This window comes from Ruegeria sp. E1 (genome assembly GCF_056534225.1).
Genome location: NZ_JBQFPE010000022.1, coordinates 14,651 through 31,721 on the forward strand (window position 1 = coordinate 14,651; position 17,071 = coordinate 31,721).

The 17,071-nt window shown below is 59.8% G+C and carries 14 protein-coding genes; 6 read left to right on the plus strand and 8 right to left on the minus strand.

Annotated features, from left to right (window positions below; all coding sequences use genetic code 11):
* Positions 1-449: 449 nt before the first annotated feature.
* The 6 genes from ACR0FG_RS19940 to ACR0FG_RS19965 are packed head-to-tail and all read right to left on the minus strand — an operon-like array spanning position 450 to position 7,417.
* Complete coding sequence (locus tag ACR0FG_RS19940) at positions 450-2,123, minus strand: amidohydrolase (protein ID WP_480895024.1); 1,674 nt, start codon at positions 2,121-2,123, stop codon at positions 450-452.
* 15 nt (positions 2,124-2,138) lie between these two features.
* Complete coding sequence (locus ACR0FG_RS19945; RefSeq protein ID WP_480895026.1) at positions 2,139-3,059, minus strand: oligopeptide/dipeptide ABC transporter ATP-binding protein; 921 nt, start codon at positions 3,057-3,059, stop codon at positions 2,139-2,141.
* The gene (locus tag ACR0FG_RS19950; protein ID WP_480895028.1) at positions 3,056-4,036 is read right to left on the minus strand and encodes an ABC transporter ATP-binding protein; all 981 of its coding nucleotides are present in this window, start codon (positions 4,034-4,036) and stop codon (positions 3,056-3,058) included. Before ACR0FG_RS19950 ends, ACR0FG_RS19945 begins: the two co-directional genes overlap by 4 nt.
* Positions 4,033-4,890: an ABC transporter permease gene (locus ACR0FG_RS19955; RefSeq protein ID WP_480522141.1), complete on the minus strand. Its 858-nt coding sequence runs from the start codon at positions 4,888-4,890 to the stop codon at positions 4,033-4,035. The genes ACR0FG_RS19950 and ACR0FG_RS19955 overlap by 4 nt, the downstream gene beginning before the upstream one ends.
* Positions 4,891-4,900: 10 nt before the next feature.
* A complete protein-coding gene (locus ACR0FG_RS19960) occupies positions 4,901-5,839 on the minus strand; it encodes an ABC transporter permease (protein ID WP_480855626.1) in 939 nt (312 codons plus the stop codon).
* A gap of 15 nt (positions 5,840-5,854) precedes the next feature.
* Positions 5,855-7,417, minus strand: a complete 1,563-nt coding sequence (locus ACR0FG_RS19965) for an ABC transporter substrate-binding protein (RefSeq protein WP_480895031.1) — start codon at positions 7,415-7,417, stop codon at positions 5,855-5,857.
* Positions 7,418-7,641: 224 nt separating this feature from the next.
* Between ACR0FG_RS19965 and ACR0FG_RS19970 the strand changes: the two genes are divergently transcribed.
* Positions 7,642-8,421, plus strand: a complete 780-nt coding sequence (locus ACR0FG_RS19970) for an XRE family transcriptional regulator (protein WP_480895033.1) — start codon at positions 7,642-7,644, stop codon at positions 8,419-8,421.
* 100 nt (positions 8,422-8,521) lie between these two features.
* On the opposite strand, the gene ACR0FG_RS19975 is transcribed toward ACR0FG_RS19970, so the two are convergent.
* Together ACR0FG_RS19975 and ACR0FG_RS19980 are read right to left on the minus strand one after the other, a co-directional pair.
* A complete protein-coding gene (locus ACR0FG_RS19975; RefSeq protein ID WP_480895035.1) occupies positions 8,522-10,249 on the minus strand; it encodes a M28 family peptidase in 1,728 nt (575 codons plus the stop codon).
* A gap of 144 nt (positions 10,250-10,393) precedes the next feature.
* A complete protein-coding gene (locus tag ACR0FG_RS19980) occupies positions 10,394-11,182 on the minus strand; it encodes an IclR family transcriptional regulator (protein WP_480895037.1) in 789 nt (262 codons plus the stop codon).
* Positions 11,183-11,394: 212 nt separating this feature from the next.
* Between ACR0FG_RS19980 and ACR0FG_RS19985 the strand changes: the two genes are divergently transcribed.
* The 5 genes from ACR0FG_RS19985 to ACR0FG_RS20005 all read left to right on the plus strand — a co-directional run bounded on the left by ACR0FG_RS19985 (position 11,395) and on the right by ACR0FG_RS20005 (position 17,002).
* Entirely contained in the window at positions 11,395-13,050 is a 1,656-nt protein-coding gene (locus tag ACR0FG_RS19985) for an ABC transporter substrate-binding protein (RefSeq protein WP_480895039.1), read from the plus strand.
* A gap of 86 nt (positions 13,051-13,136) precedes the next feature.
* On the plus strand, positions 13,137-14,114 hold the full coding sequence (locus tag ACR0FG_RS19990; protein WP_480895041.1) for an ABC transporter permease: 978 nt from the start codon (positions 13,137-13,139) through the stop codon (positions 14,112-14,114).
* Positions 14,107-15,006, plus strand: a complete 900-nt coding sequence (locus ACR0FG_RS19995; protein ID WP_480895043.1) for an ABC transporter permease — start codon at positions 14,107-14,109, stop codon at positions 15,004-15,006. The genes ACR0FG_RS19990 and ACR0FG_RS19995 overlap by 8 nt, the downstream gene beginning before the upstream one ends.
* A gap of 2 nt (positions 15,007-15,008) precedes the next feature.
* Complete coding sequence (locus ACR0FG_RS20000) at positions 15,009-16,028, plus strand: ABC transporter ATP-binding protein (RefSeq protein ID WP_480895045.1); 1,020 nt, start codon at positions 15,009-15,011, stop codon at positions 16,026-16,028.
* Positions 16,025-17,002: an ABC transporter ATP-binding protein gene (locus ACR0FG_RS20005; RefSeq protein WP_480895047.1), complete on the plus strand. Its 978-nt coding sequence runs from the start codon at positions 16,025-16,027 to the stop codon at positions 17,000-17,002. Before ACR0FG_RS20000 ends, ACR0FG_RS20005 begins: the two co-directional genes overlap by 4 nt.
* Positions 17,003-17,071 lie beyond the last annotated feature (69 nt).

Sequence of the window (17,071 nt, forward strand, 5' to 3'; positions counted from 1 at the left end):
CACACCGTTTTTCGTGTGCCCGCGTTTCGGGTCGCAGAACTATAGAGTTTTTTGACCTCAGCCCACCATAGACCAGGATCGGTTCCTACCGGGCCACGCACATTCCGAACGAAGCCGGTGCCTTGCGCAAGGCCTCGGTATAGCCAACAGCCTTGATGAGCCGAGCTTTTGCTAAGGCGCGTTCGGCATTTCCTCATCATGTATAAGGCCGACAAATTGCTGCCCAAGGCGTGGGCGGAACACCGTTCTCTTGAGAATCTCTATTGGGCCCACGGAGCCCAGGCCACGTTGTTTTGCCTGTGCGAATGGGTGTCTATCCTGGCTTTTGACGTCGAAGTCGTAGCAATTTGGCCGGGGCTCCTTTTCAAGAGATTGCCGCCTCGCTGATACTTTTCGGAGTGCTAGGTAGGAGAGTACTACATCGAGTTGGTGCAAAGGCGTAATCTGAGTCACTTAACTTCAAGTGGCTGTATATTCGCTGTACGTTCACATGCGCGGTCTTGTTCGAAAACAAGCTTCCCGCACCGATAGGTCCGTGTGACCAATATCTCTTTCAGGCGTTCAGGGGCCAATAGCGGATACTGCGACAACACCGTCAAATCGGCCACTTTACCAGGCTCAATTGATCCGCGTTCGTCTTCGAGAAAGACTTGCCAGGCCGCATCGATCGTCTGTGCCTTAAGCGCTGACATCACGGAAATCCTCTGATCCTGCCCCAGCAACCGCCCAGAGGCCGTCAGCCGGTTCACCGCGCAATGGGCCAGATGTAGGGGTCGCGTTGGCGTAACCGAAGCGTCGTTGTGCAGGGTGAAGCGCACCCCGAACCGTTCGGCTGATCCAGCAGGGGTCAGGCGGTTGGCGCGTTCGGGACCCATGATCGTGTCATAATGCCGATCGCCCCAGAAATGCACATGGGCCGAAAAGAAACTGACCGTCATTCCTAGCTGGGCCATTCTTTGCAGTTGGTCGTCGCGTAAGACTTGCCCATGAATGACCGTGTGGCGATGGTCCTCGCGCGGGGTTTCCCGCAGGGCCGCGTCAACCGCATCAATGAACATCTGGGCCCCCGCGTCGCCGTTGCAGTGGCAATGGACCTGAAATCCTAGATTGTGCAGTCGAACAACCTCAGACCGGAACAGATCCGGGTCCATATAGGGCATTCCATTGGGGCAATCGGGCTTGCGGACCTCGTGATAGGGTTCACTCAGGAATGCAGTTTGCAGTTGGAAAGACCCGTCCGAGAACAGTTTGCGTGGCCCGGTTCGGATATGAGCGGTGTCGCGCCACTGTACCTCAGAGTGACCCTCCGACAGGGCCGGTTCCAGCTCCGCGATCGGCAGCAACATCAGACCAACGCCAGGATCACCCTGCGCCGCCAGCGCGCTGAACTGTTCCAGCAACTCGGCGTTGACCCACGCGTTTTGCGCAAAGGTGACGCCATGTTGCAGATACTCGTCGCGTGCTGCGGCACAGCCTTGAAGGAACCGCTGTCTGTCGATCAGAAAGTTGGTCTCGCCGAGTGGCCCCATAGCTGACAAACCCTCGATCAGGCCCGTCAGCTCACCGGTGTTCGGATCACGATCAAATCGGCCCCCGACCGGGTCGGGTGTATTGCAGTCCGCACCTAGAAACGCCAATGCTGCCGAGTTGGCCACGCCGTTGTGACCCGAGGCATGGATGACCCAGATCGGATGATCGCGCGATACCGCGTCCAGCTCGGCACGGGTGGGCATACGCCGCTCGGCAATGGCTGTGTTGTCAAACAAGACACCCATAACCCATTCCCCGGCAGGTGTTTCCTTGGCGCGGTCCGCGAGGCGGCGCAGCGCGGTGGGAATGTCCGGGCAATCGCCGCGTGGCGGCGCCGAAAGCTCAACGCGGAACAGTTCGACAAACCCGGAATCAGGAAAATGCCCGTGCGGATCAATGAAGGCGGGCATCAGAGTCTGCCCTTCCAGATCAACCTCTTGCGTGCCGATAGGCATTTGCTTGCGCAAGTCCGCCTCGGACCCGACCGCAGCGATCTGCCCGCCCCGTGTCAGCACAGCCTCGCATTCCGGGTTCTGTGCGTCCATTGTCAGGATCGGCCCGTTGAAAAACAGTTTGGCGTCCGGGTTGGTCATTGGGGTCTCGTCATTTCAAAATGGTTTCAGGCAGCGCAAACCGTGACCATCGCTCTGTTCCCAGACGGGGGTCTGCACGCAGATATCGGCGGCCACCGGGCAACGCTCGCGAAACTCGCAGCCCGAGGGGCGCTTGAGCAGGCTGGGCGGTTCGCCTTTCAGCGCAATTCGCTCCAGCCGCGCGTCGGGGTCGGGTTCGGGGTTGGCCGATAACAGGCATCGGGTATAGGGGTGGCGGGGGGTGTCAAAAATCGCCTCGGTCGTGCCTTCCTCGACCAGTCGGCCCAGATACATGATGCCCATGCGGTCCGCCACATGGCGCACCACGTTCAGGTTGTGGGTGATGATCACCATTCCCAGCCCCAACCGCTCGCGCAGGTCGTTCAGCAGGTTCAGCAATTCGCCCTGAACCGACACATCCAGTCCTGCGGTGGGTTCATCTGCCAGGATCAGGCGCGGTTCCAACACCAGCGCGCGGGCCACACCAACACGCCGCGCCTGCCCGCCCGACAGCTGGTAAGGGTAGCGATCCGCAAAATCCGCAGGCAGGTTGACCATTTCCAGCAGCCGCCGCGCCTCGGCCCGCAGATCGCGGTCTTTCAGGCCCTGAATGCGGTAAGGCTCGGTGATCAGGCTGCCAATGGTCAGGCGCGGCGATAAGCTGCCGACCGGGTCTTGAAACATCATCGCGATGTCTTTGCGCAGCGGGCGCAGCGCCCGTTCCGGCAGGCCGCGTATTTCCTGCCCGTCAAACCGGACATGGCCAGCCTGCGCCGGGGCCAGCCCTGCAATCGCGCGGATCACGGTGGTCTTGCCCGAGCCGCTTTCGCCCACCAGCGCATAGGTTTCTCCCTGATCCACCTTGAAACTGACCCCGGCCAGCACGTTGACGCGGCCATAGCTGGTTTGCAGGTTTTCGACCTCAAGCAGGCTCATGTCGTGGCCTCCGCATGGTTCAGCCAGCAGGCGGCCATATGGCCTTGCTGCACCTGTTCAAGCGGCGGGACGTCGCTGGCGCAGCGCGGCATGGCCTGATCGCAGCGGTCACGGAAAATGCAGCCGCCGGGCAGATTGGCCAGATCGGGCACCTCGCCCGGAATAGTCGGCAACACGCGCGCTCGGGTCTTGATATGGCCCGGATCGCAGTCGATCAGACGGCGGGTATAAGGGTGTTTCGGGTGGTGGAAAATTTCACGTACCTCGCCGCTCTCCACAACGGCGCCTGCGTACATCACCACCACCCGATCACACAGCTCTGCGATCACCCCGAGATGGTGCGAGATAAACAGGATCGCGCAGCCGAAATCCTGTTGCAGGTCTTTCAGCCGTTCGATGATCTGCACCTCAAGCGTGGCGTCCAGTGCTGTTGTAGGTTCATCGGCAATCAGAAGGTCAGGTTCTGACATCAGGGCCATGGCAATGGCGATACGCTGCCGCATCCCGCCAGAGAACTCATGCGGGAACTGGGCCAGCCGGGCCTCGGGGTCCGGAATACCAACTGCCCCCAGCATCTTCGCGGCCCGCGCGCGTTTTTCGGATTTCGACGCGCCTGAGCGGTGTTGGATGTCCAGCATCTGCTGCCCAATCGACAGAACCGGGTTGTGGGTCTGCATCGGGTCCTGAAACACGATCGAGATATCGTCGCCCCGCAAAGCCCGCATCTGGCGTTCGGATAGCGACAGCAGGTTTTGCCCTTTGAACCGGATTTCGCCCCGCCGGAACCGCGTGTTCGGCGCGGTCAGACGCAGGATCGAGGAAATCAGCGTGGACTTGCCGCAGCCGGATTCGCCGACGATGCCCACGATCTCACCCGGCTTGATATCAAACGTGATGTCGCGCAGGGCTTTCAGATCACCCCGAACCGTCTCGTAATCGACGCTGAGGCCATCAATTTCCAGCAAAGGGGTGCTCATCGCTGTTTCCTCAGTTTGGGATCGACCACATCGCGCAGGGACTCGCCCAGAAAGGTAAAGCCCAGTGTGGCCAGAATGATCGGCAGCCCCCCGGCGACCACCAGCCATGGCGTCTGCCGGATCAATGCGTACCCATCCTTCAGCAGCGATCCCCAGCTTGGCGTCGGTGGTTTGACCCCGAGCCCCAGAAAGGACAACCCGGCCTCAAGCGCGATCACCGTGGGGATGTCCATTGCCGCCAGAACGGCCAGCACGCCGATGATATTGGGCAACATGTGCACCCCGAGGATGCGGAAGATGCTGGCACCCATGGATCGTTCGGCCAAAATGAACTCCGAGTTGCGTAAGGTCAGCGTCTGCGTGCGCGCCACCCGGCCATAGGTGGGGATCGAGGTCGCCATGACCACAAAAACCACCGTTTGCAGGCTGGGCCCGACCAGCGCGACCACCGCAAGCGCGAACATGACCGTCGGGAACGAGCGGATGGTATCAAAGAACAGCATCAGCAGGTTGTCCAACCACTTCGGCCCGTAGCCTGCGATCATTCCCAGCGTCAGCCCGATCACCATCGCGCCGAACACTGCAGGCAACGCCACCTTCAGCGCCACCTGCCCGCCCATGATCACCCGGCTGAACGTGTCGCGGCCCAGCTGATCGGTGCCCAGCAAATGCTCGGCCGAGGGGCCTTGCAACCGATGGGTCACGTTCAGTGCAACCGGGTCATAAGGTACGATCCAAGCTGCAAACAGGGCGCAGAACACGATGGTGCCGACGATGATCAGCCCGGCAAGACCCAGCGGATCGCGGGCGACCCCGCGCAGAATGGTGGACAGTTCCGATCTCGGTTTAGTCATCCCTGCCCCCTCAGCCTGCCGTCCGCGCCCGCGGATCCAGCCAGGCGTTGATCAAATCCGCCAATGCGGTCGACAGAACAAACAGCGCGGTCGACACCAGGACCGAGCCCATGACAATCGGATAGTTCCGCGTGGTAATGGAATCGATCACCAGCTTGCCCAACCCGGGGCGGGCAAACACGATCTCAGCAAACACGGCCGAACTCAGCAGGAAGCCCATTCCCACGCCGATCACGGTGACAACCGGCAGGATCGCGATACGCAGGGCATAGACCATGACGATCCGCCGCTCGCGCAGGCCAAAGGCGCGCGCCGTGCGGATATGGCTTTCGCCCAGCACCTCAAGCATCGAGGCGCGCACCAGCCGTGCGATATAGCCGACCCAGCTAAGCCCGATGGCAAAGGCCGGGAGGGCAACGTGGTAAAGCCTGTCGACAAAGCCGTCACCCACTCCGATGGCCGGAAACCACTGTAGATGGACAGCGAAGACCAGCAACGACAACAAAGCGATCACAAAGGACGGGGCCGCCACGAAGCTGACCGAGACCGCCGCTGCGAACCGGTCGATCAGCGTATTAGGATGCGCAGCCGCGTAGGCCCCCATTGCAATCCCCAGCACAGCAGACCAGAGGATCGAGGCAAAGATCAGTTCCAGCGTGAATGGCAATTGCTGAAACACGATCTGGGTGACAGGGCGGCCGGAGAATACATCGACGCCCAGATCTCCTTGCAGCAGATTGCCATAGAAAATCAGCAATTGGTTCCAGATCGGCTGATCCAGCCCCAATTCGGCTGTCAGCCGCGCCTGAAGTTCGGGCGTGGCGCGCGGGCCCAGCATGATCTGGACCGGATCGCCGGGCACCGCGCGGATCATCAAAAACATCGCGGTGACGGCAACCACAAGGATCAGGGCCGCAAGGGCGAACCGTCTGAGGACATAAAACGCCATTGCGGCCCCACCTGATCAGGATTTGCCAAAATACCGCAGCAACGTCGTCCCATCAGGCCGCAATGCAGGCACAATCCGTGAGGTATGGATGATCGGCGTCGCCTCATGGGTGATGAACCGATACGCACCGCTTTCCTCCATCAGATCCTGCGCGCGCTGGTACATCTCGGCGCGCTTGGCCAGATCGGTCTCGCGGAAAGCTGCATCGTGGACGGCATCGAACTCTTCGCTGCGGAAGCGTTCCCAGTTCCAGACACCTGCCTGTTCGGTGGTGAACCATGCGGTCGCGTAATAGGGATCGGGGGTCATCGAGAACCGGTTCAGGATCAGTTGCAGATTCTCGTTATCACCACTGGCCCAGAACGCACCGGATTCCAGCACATTCACCTCAACCGTGATGCCGATCTGGCCCAAGGTGGCCTGAATGATCTGCGCAATGGTGCTGTAGGTGGTCTTGTTCAGGATATCCAGCGTCAGGGTCACGTTGGTTTCACCGGATTCCGCCAGCAATTCAGCCGCTTTGGCAAAATCGGCCTGCGGCGGCACCAGACTGTTAGTGCGGTTGCCCGTCAGCCCCGGAGCGATGATCCCGGTTGATGGCTCAGCCGCCCCGAAATACGCCGCCTCAAGAATGGTCGGTACGTCGATGGCATGCTGAATCGCCTGCCGCAGCTTCTTGTTTTGCAGCTTGGGGTGATCCATGTTCATGCCCAGCCAGACATAGTACAGCGACGGGTTCTCGATCAGCGTCCCACCATCGGGCACCCCTGCCCGATAACGCTCGACCGAACCCAGCGACACACGCGTCAAATCCAGTTCACCGGCTTCAAAGGCGATCTCAGCGGTGTTTTCATCGTCGATCGGCAGAATCTCGATCGTATCCCAGGCCGGAGCATCCCCTTTCCAATCCGGATTGCGGGTCAGAACCGTCTTTTCCTTCGGATTCCAGGCCGACCGCAGATAAGGGCCAGACTCTGCCACCGGATCGGTGCCGATACGCCCACCCGCGGCCTCAACCGCCGCTTTCGACACGATATTGCCGGTGATATAGGGCAGCGCAATGGACCAGAGTGGTGCAAACGGATCGTTCAGAACAATGGTTCCTTCCCGTTCGCCCGTCACCTCGACATGGCTGAGCGGGCCCATATCCGGCTTGTTCGGGCTGCCGGTGGCCTCGTCAATGATCCGCTCGAACGAGAACTTCACGTCCTCTGCCGTCATCGCGCCGAACCCGTTGGTAAATCCGATATCATCGCGCAGCGCGAATTTGATATGGGTCGGGTCAGCCTGTTCGATCATAGCTGCCGCATCCAGTTGCCAATCCCATTCTGTGCCGGGTTTGTACTGGATCAGCTTGTTGTAAATCGGGGCCTGAATCTGTTCGTCGCTTTGGCCTTCGGAATGCGCCGGGTCCAGCGTCTGCATGTCACGATACGAACGGATGCGCAGAACCCCGTCTTCTGCCGCGATCGTCCGCCCCGGCCAAACGCCAGTAAGCGCCGAGCTTGCACCCAATGCGGCGGCCGTTTTCAGAAATCCGCGCCGATCCAGCGGCGCCTGCATCCATTTCATTTTCATGTCGTTCTCCCTTTGGCTTTCCGGGCCGTGCTGTGTGCAGCGTGGGACCAAACCCCGCATCCGCCATTCTGCCGCTTTCTGATTGCATACGCATGACACCCGGTCTCATGCGTAGCTTTAGGGCAAATAACCACGATCGAGGGGCATGTTGAAAGTAAGCGAGTTTATGCTAGTGTATGTATGTTTACGCACAACTGCAGCAACCAGTGTAAGAAGCAGGACCAATGGCCGAGGATTTTTCAAAAAACCTGCGGGCGCTTTGCGCGCGCTTTGCCAGCATATCAGCCGTCTGCCGCGAGATTGGAATCAATCGCCAGCAGTTTAACCGATATTTGAACGGTGGCGGGCTGCCTTCGGCCTTTAACTTGCGCCGTATCGCTGGGTTTTTCAGCATTGCCGAGGCAGAGCTCTTGCTGCCTCATGAAACGTTTCATGCAAGACATATCCGTCAAAACAAGGTTACGCGCCGTGTTCCGGAACAACTGATAGGTGACGTGTTTCGGGATCAGGCCCGGGGCCTGCGCCGCTATCTGGGGTTTTATCACGGGCATTTTCGTACTCCCACGTGGGAGGGCGGCATTCTGCGAACCCTGATCTGGCTGCGGGAACAGGACGGATATGTCGTCACTCACAGTTTTGAACGCGCCACGGATGCCAATGGCAACATCCGACAGCGGACACGTTACTCGGGTCTGGCCGCATATCGCGGCAACCGGATCTACATTTTCGAACGCGCTTTCAGCGATGACGGCTTTTTGTCCGAAACGATCCTCTACCCCGCCCATCGTCAGCAGATTGTTCATATCAAAGGGCTAACCACAGGCGTCGCGACACGACCGCGGCTTGCGCCTTTTTCGTCGCCCACCATCTGGAAACGCATCGGCAACGCGACCTCTGCGCGAGAGGCGGTAAGCAAGACAGGTGTATATCCAAACTCCAGTGCAAGGATTGAACCTCAGATCAGACGGTTCCTGACAGAAAACGAAGGAACCCTGCTGACGTAGCAGGCGCGCTCGGGCCAAGAACAAATCAATAGCAAGCTCCTGTGTCACGCTTCGGAGATCTGGGGCTTGGGCTACCTTGGAGGTCGGATTGTGCCCGAAGCTATCCCAGCCCAGCTTTTATTCTGGCCTGAGAGCGTTTTATCCCGGCAACCACATGGTTCTGACCACGCACCAATTCGGTTCGGGAAAAGCCACGAAGCGTTTCGGGTCTGGCGGCAATCTTTGTCGCCTCTTTCAGAGCAGGAAGTGGCGGAATAGTCAGGGCCGGGTCATGCCTGAAACGATCAGAGCGATTGAAATTCAGCGGCACCAGAATGCGGGCAAGATCCTGGATGATCGCATTGGCCGCAGTCTCCGGAATCTCTCCGGCATGGGCCCGCTCGTAAAACGCTTCAAGGTCCGTCAGCAGGCCATCAACGGCTACGGCTGGCCCCGAAAGGTCAAAGCAATCGCCAGCTTGCGTTTGATAGTCGGCAATCGTCGCCCGAAATTCCCGCGCGGTCGCGCGCCAGTCCATTGGCAGAATGCCAGCATTTGCATTGCGAAAAACAGCCAGCAGATAGACCTTGATGTCGCGCAAAAGGATATCTTTATCCGCAATCTCCAACGTATCGTTCTCGGTGTGCCAGGCGATGTTCATACCGCACCCGCCCACGGCGTAATATCCAAGCTCTTCCCGGTGGGCGTCTGTCATGGCGGAAGACAGCATCAGATAGCTGGATATACCGATATTGTTGAAGGAATAATCCCCCGCCCGATGCGGGCGCTCGGAATGCAGCGTTTTGCCCGCGACATCCTGGATGACCTTGGCAAGGAAATCATGCGCCTCGGACATGACCGAGACGTTGATGAACTCGGTCGCCCACCGGCAGCCGGGGCTGTCGCAGTTCACCTGCGCGACGCAGTTCTCGTCAAGATCGAGCGCGAAGGTATCCGAATACCATGTCGATCCCGCATAGCGACCCGTAGAATGCCCCGGCCACCAGCAGATCTTGACCGTGCGCCGCAGCTTGTCGCGATTGGCCCAAAGGACGCGCGCCACCTCCAGCATTGTGGCATCGCCGGTGGCGTTGTCACCCACACCCACATCCCAACTGTCCAGGTGACCGTGCAGCAACACGTATTTGTCCGGCTCTTCGGTGCCCGGAATGGTGATTTCGGGCAGTTTTGAGCGGAACCAGCCCTCTTCCATCTCGGTGAAGATCGTGGCCTCGCCCCCCGCTTTGGCCACTTCCATCAAGGCTTTGCCGCTTTCCATGTTCACCGCCGCTGCCGGAATCAACGGTTTGCGGTGCAATTCGCTTGCGCTGGGAATACCCCAGATCGTGGTACAGATGCCCCAATGAATATCGACGCCAGGGTTGATCGCGATCACCCCTACTGCGCCGCAGCCTTCCATCAGCGAGATGATGGCGGGGCTGGCAAACCCTTCGGTCAGAACGATCTTGCCGCGCACGCGGGCATCCATTTCCGGCCCGGCCTCAAGCTGGCTTTCAAAGGCGTCCTCTTCATCCATATTGGTCGTGCCGCGGATATAGACCAGCGGCCCGCTGAATCCGCTTGGAGCGTTGGCACTGAAGGCAGGCGGCTTGGCGCGATAGGTGACGCCCGCGGCCTCAACCCGGGCTTCGCCGGGCAGGCTCAGGAACAGGTCCGGTTCATGCACCTTTACCTCGACCCCGTGTTTGGTTAGCCGGCTCACAACCTCATCCATGCCGCGATTGACGTCGTCGGGGTGTTCCCGCTTGAAGGTCGAGAAGCTTTCGACAAGGGCCCAGGGTTCGTCGATTGTGACCTGATCAAGCAGGGCGGTTTCTTCAGGGGTCATGGATCTCTCCAATGTTTTATTCAGTGAAACGTTGTAGCAATGAATAAAACATAGACAGACAAACTGATTCCACGCAAGACCCCTGCTCTGGCGCGTCGGACGGGATGAATTGGGAACAATCTGAAACTTCTAATGTGATGCAGATCAGCCCAATGTCAGCTTTTCAGAGATCTCATTGGCCGCTGCCACAGCCTTTTCAATGTAGCTTGCACGGCGCACTTCATCGAGCCGAACAGATGCACCCGCCACGGAAATGCCCGCGATAATTTCGCCCGCGCTGTTCTGTATCGGCGCCGCGACCGAGAAGGCCCCGTCGTCCAGATCGTTGATCGCAACGTTGTATCCGTTGGCCCGGATCAGCAGCAAAACCTCGCGCAGACGCTCAGGGTCGGTAATCGTATGCGGGCTGAACCGTTCCAGGTCGCTGGCCAAAACACTGTCGCGGATGCTGGGTTCGGCATAGGCCAGCAGCAGCATCGAGGCACCACCGGCGTGCAGCGGCCCGCGCCGCCCCAACTGTGCAAAAAGCCTTATACTATAGAGCCCTTCGCGTGTTGCAATGGCGACCGACGCGGTCGCCTCTCGGATCACGAGATTGACGTTTTCACCTGTGTCGTCACGCAAGGCGTCCATCACCGGGCGGGCGACCTGCAACAGCGCGCCCTCCCGCCCGACGCGCTCTCCTAACAGGGCGACGCGATAGCCCAGCGAGTAAATTGCCCGTTCCTCGTCGCGCTGGACGTAACCATCTTCTTCCAGCGTTTGCAAAAGGCGAAAGACAATTGACTTGGTCAGACCAAGCTGCTCTGCCAAAGCCGTTGCACCAATCCCCGGCGTTTCGGCCAGAGCTTCCATCACACGCAAGGCTCGGGCCACCGCATCGATCCGGTAAGATTTTCGCTCGGGGGCCGCTTCGGTGGTTTCTTGCGACATTGGTGACTTTGACTCTCTTGCTTTTAAACGAATCTGTGTTTTACTGACTGAACGATAGCAAACCTGTTTCATTGAGTAAAACAATAATCGTCCACAGCCTCGGCTTAATCGGGCGTCCATAAGAAAAGGTGTTGCGCATTTGGCGGCAGGCAACGACCGCCGCGATCTAAACTGCCCGCGTGCCCCGTGGGCTAACCAACGGGAGAACGACCTTGAAGACTCTTGTTACAGCTGCTGCCGGAATTGCTGTCTCAGCATCGCTCTGGGCGGCAAGTGCCAGCGCACAGGATCAAATCCGAACCATCGAACTGTTGACCCGCCCGCAGGCGGCACAGCCTGCCGAGTTTCAGGCCATCCAGCTGATCGCGCAGGAATGGCGCAAGCTGGGGCTGGACGTGAATGTCAACGTAATGCCGTGGTCGCAAATGGCCGATGCCGTCTGGTACAATCGCGACGATTGGGACGTGACCGCGTGGCAGATGACGGGACGGCCGGAACGGTCCGACCCGGATGAGATCATCTATAACCTGTTCCATTCCTCCACAGCCGAGAACGGGTACAATTTCATCGGCTACAAGAATCCCGAATATGACGCGCTGGTGGAAGAACAGCGGGTGACCGTCGACCCCGAGGCGCGGCAGAAACTGGTGCTGAAGGCGCAGGAAATTCTGGACGCGGATCAGCCCAACATGATGCTGGTGCACCCGCAGCAGGCCTTTGCCTTTGACAAGACCGTCTTCGACCCGGCCTCGGTGGTGGATCAGTCAGGCATCGGCATTCGCAGCTACTGGACCTGGTTGGGCCTGACACCGACGGGCGATCAGAAGGACATCATCGTCAACAGCTCGGACAATGTGATTGCGGTGAACCCGCTTTATATCTCGGGCGTCACCGACAACTGGCTGACGGAACTGATCTATGACCGTCTGTTCCGCGTGGGCCCTGATGGTCTGCCGCAACCCTGGGCGGCGGAAAGCTTTGAATGGCGCGACGACACCACCATCGCCGTCACGCTGCGTGACGGGCTGACTTTCCATGATGGCAAGCCGGTCACAGTCGATGATGTAGTATTTTCTTATGAGGCGACCACAGGCGGCGAGGCCCCGATGTACGCACCGTTCGGCAGCAATGTCGCCGGTGTAGCGGTCGAAGGTGACAACACGATTGTCTTCTCGCTGAATACGCCGTCAGCCTCGTTCCTGACCTCCAGCTTGGCCAAGATCAACATCATCCCGAAACATGTGTGGGAGCCCATTCTGGCGGATCTGGCCACCAAGGACGAAAACGCGGAAAGCTATCAGGAAGATGTTCCGATCGGGTCCGGGGCCTATAAGTTCGTGCGCTGGCTGCCCAACGAAGAAATCGTGCTTGAAGCCAATGCCGACCACTTCAACGCCCCCAAGGCCGAGCGCTTTATCCTGCGTCTGGTACCAAATGCCGAGGCCGCGCTGGGTATGCTGCGCTCGGGTGAGCTGAACTTCCTGACCGATTTCCAGGGCGATCCGCAGGTCCTGCTGGATGCGGCTGAACAGGATGGCGATCTTGAGGTTGTCTCGACCGTCGATATCGGTTTCCGCTATGTCGCCTTCAACCTGCGCCGCCCACCGTTCAACGATCCGGCCTTCCGCCGCGCGCTGTCTGCGGCTGTTGACCGCCGCCTGATCGTGAACGCGGCCTTCAAGAAGTTCGCCGTGCCGTCGAACTCGGTCGTCTCGCCGGCGCTGGAATACTGGCACGCCGAAGACGTGGTGAACGGGTTCAAAGCAGGCAGCGATGTGGCCAAATCGATCCTGGAAGAGGCCGGTTATGGCGGCGTCGGGGATCGGCTGACCTATCCCGATGGTGTCAAGGAAACACTCGCGGACTAACGCCCGTCGGGCTGGCGCGGCGGGCAATCGCCGCGCCCCACTTCTCACCAACACAACCAACCCTCCGGGGTCCTTTCAGGACAGAGATGAACACTCTCAAGCCTTTCCTCATACGCACGCTGCAACTGATGCTGGTCCTTTGGGCGGTGGTGACGATCCTGTTCCTGATGTTCCGCCTGATGCCCGGCAATCCGCTGGCGGCCTATATCGATCCGACCTTTACTGCAGAACAGCAAGAGGCGCTGATCCGGCAATTCGGATTGGATAAACCCTTGTGGCAGCAGTATTTCACGTATCTGGGCAATCTGTTGCAGGGGGAGCTTGGCTATTCCTTCCGCTATCGCAGCCCCGTCTCAGAGCGGATCATGCTGCTTTTGCCGAATACCCTGATCCTGACGTTTTCCTCGCTGATCGTGGCCTATACTTTTGGCATCCTTGCCGGGGCTTGGCTGGCGTGGAAACGCAATTCGCGGTTCGAAGCGGCGGCTTTGCCTGCGGTTCTGGCCACCCGTGCGATGCCCGAATTCTGGCTGGGCATGGTGCTGCTGGCGATCTTTTCCTTCTCGCTGGGCTGGTTCCCCGCAGGCGGCACGCGGTCTGCGGGCACCAACTATGACAGCCTGTGGCAGCTATACACCTCGGCCAATTTCCTGTCGCACCTGTTCCTTCCGATGATGACGCTGGCGATCTATTCGCAAGGCCTGCCGCTGTTGCTGATGCGGTCGAACATGCTGGATGTGATGAAAGAGGATTTCGTCACCATGGCCAAAATTAAGGGGCTGTCGCCTTCCGCCGTGGTGATCCGGCACGGCGCGCGAAACGCACTGCTGCCGGTGATGACCTCATTCGCCATTGCGGTTGGCTATCAGCTGCAGGGCAACGTGGTGGTCGAAAGCGTGTTTTCTTGGCCCGGTCTGGGGCGAGAGCTGGTGAACGCCGTCGCGGCCTCGGACTATCCGCTGGCGCAGGGGGCGTTCCTGATGATCGCGATTGTGGTCATCATCATGAACCTGATTGCCGATCTGCTTTATACCTTCCTGGACCCGAGGATTTCTCATGCCTGATGCGACGATCAAGGCGGCCCCCTCGGGCATCGCGCGGATATTCGAGGCGATCAAGCTGCCGGTGGGCGATCCTTTTGCCCTGGCCGGTCTGTTGATCTACTCGCTTTTTATCATCACCGCCTTGGCCGCGCCAATCATCGCGCCGTATGACCCTACCGAGATCCTCTACACCGAAGATTTCGACCTCGCCTCGGACCTTTTGCCGGGTGAAAAGGGACATATTCTGGGCACCACGTCATTGGGCCGCGATATCTTTTCCCAGATCGTCTGGGGGGCCAGATCGGCATTGCTGGTCGGGTTCACGGCGGCGTTTATGGTGGCGTTCATCGGCTCGGTCGTGGGCTTGCTGGCCGGGTATTTCGGAGGCCGCGTCGATGCCTTTCTGATGCGTCTGGCCGACGTGGCCTTCGGCATTCCATTCCTGCCCTTCGTCATCGTGATCTCGGCCTTTTCCGAGCCGTCAATCTGGAACACCGTCATCGCCATGGCGCTGGTGCTGTGGCGCGACACGGGCCGGGTGATCCGCTCGCAAGTCCTGTCGCTGCGCTCGCGCGGATATGTCGAGGCCGCGCGTGTCGTTGGGTCTTCCGACCTGAAAATCATCCTACGACATATCACCCCCAATATCCTGCCGCTCAGCTTCCTTTATGGCTCCATCGCCATCGGGTGGGCCATCCTGACCGAGGCGTCGATCAGCTTTCTGGGCTTCGGCGACCCGGATGCGATCAGCTGGGGTTTCATGCTGCAGGACGCCTTCGCAAGTCAGGCTTTGGCGCGGCAGGCCTATCACTGGTTCATCCCGCCGGGTCTGGCGATCATCCTCGTGGTCAGTGCCGGCTTTTTCATCTCGCGCGGGTATGAAAACCTGCTATTTCCGAAGCTGGGGCGCTGACTATGGCAGACACGCTTCTTTCCATCCAAGATCTGTCGATTGCCTATCAGGTGGGCGCGCTGGATGTCGTCGCGGTCAGCGAGGCGTCTTTCGACGTCCCACAAGGGTCCATCGTTGGACTGGTCGGGGAATCTGGCTGCGGCAAGACCACCATGGCCCGCGCGCTGACCCGTGTGATTGCCGACAATGCGCGTATTTCTGGCGGTGCGATGCAGTTCGAGGGGCAAGACCTCGCCGCGATGTCCGAGCGTGAGATGAACAACCTGCGCTGGCGCGATATTTCGTTCATTCCGCAATCGGCGATGAACTCACTCGATCCCGTCTATCGCGTGGAGTATCAGATCATGGAGGTGCTGCGCGACCGGGGCGGCATAAGCAAATCACAGGCCCGCGCGCGGGCCGTTGAGCTGTTCGAGATGGTGGGCATCGACCCGGGCCGCCTGCGTGACTTTCCGCATCAATTCTCAGGCGGGATGCGACAACGCGCAGCGATTGCGCTGGCTTTGGCGCTGAACCCGAAACTGGTGGTTGCGGATGAGCCGGTCACAGCGCTGGACGTTATCATCCAACGCCAGATTCTGGACCAGCTGCGCAGCCTGCAGCGCAACCTTGGCCTGTCCGTCATCATGGTGACGCATGATATCTCAGTTGTTGCTTACATCTGCGACCGCACGGTGGTGATGTATGCGGGCAAGGTCGTTGAAAACTGCGACACCGCGACCCTGCTGAATGAACCGCTGCACCCCTACACGATGGGGCTGAAAAACGCGTTTCCCGATCTGCAATCCACCGGAACCGGTGTTCTGACCCCCATCGCGGGCAGCCCGCCGGACCTGATTGATCCGCCCAAAGGTTGCCGCTTTGCCCCGCGCTGTCCCTTTGCCACCGAACTGTGTCGCAGCACCGAGCCACCGCTGACCGAAGCCGCGCCCGACCATCATGTCGCCTGCCACCGTGCCGATGAGGCCGCCGCCCTGCGTGAAACGGCACGCAACCCCTCGACCTGGGGGACAGCTGCATGACCGAGACGATGATCGAAATGGAGAATGCGCAGCTTCACTACAAGATCGGCAACGCGATCTCGGCGATGATGGGGCTGCCGTCGACCGTCAAGGCCGTGGATTGCGTGACACTGACCCTGAAGAAAGGCGAAAGCGTCGGGCTGCTTGGGGAATCCGGCTGTGGCAAGACCTCGATGGGTCGCATCCTCGTGCGGTTGGAGGAGGTCACGGGCGGTTCGGCCCGGTTTGATGGGCAAGAGATCAAGGATCTGTCGGGTGATGAGCTGCGCGCCTTTCGCAGTCGGTCGCAGATGATCTTCCAAAACCCGTTCGACGCGGTGAACCCCCGCTATTCGATCCGAAAGACGCTGGAAGAACCTTTGGCCAACGCCCGCATTCCGCGTGATGAATGGCACAGCCGCGTCATCGACGCGCTAGAGCTTGTCGGGCTGGGCGATCCGGAACAGTTTCTCGAACGGTATCCGCATCAACTTTCGGGCGGGCAGCTACAGCGCGTCGTCATGGCACGCGCGCTGATCCTGGAACCGGAATTCGTTGTCGCGGACGAACCCGTCTCGATGCTGGATGTGTCGGTGCGCGCGGGCGTGCTGAACGTGTTCCGCGATGTGCGCGACCGGCTGGGGTTGACGGCGATCTATATCAGTCACGATCTGGCACTGGTGCGCTATGTCTGCGACCGCACCATCGTCATGTATCTGGGCCGGATCATGGAGGATGGCCCGACCGAAGACATCGTGCATGCCCCGCTGCACCCCTACAGTCAGGCGCTGGTCGCCGCGGTGCCCACACCGCATGTCGATCAAAGTCACGACCCCCTGCCAATTGGCGGCGGTGCGCCGGACCCGCGCAATCCGCCCTCGGGCTGCGTGTTCCGCGACCGGTGCCCGCGCGCGCAGACCCGATGCGCCGAAGAAGTGCCGATGCCCCGCCTCATAGGAACACGCCGCGTCGCGTGCCATTTCGCCGAAGAATGACGCGGTTCGCCCCATATTCAGGCACGTCCGGTCGGACGGTGCTCACCCTCAGCTTATCAGAAGGGAGAC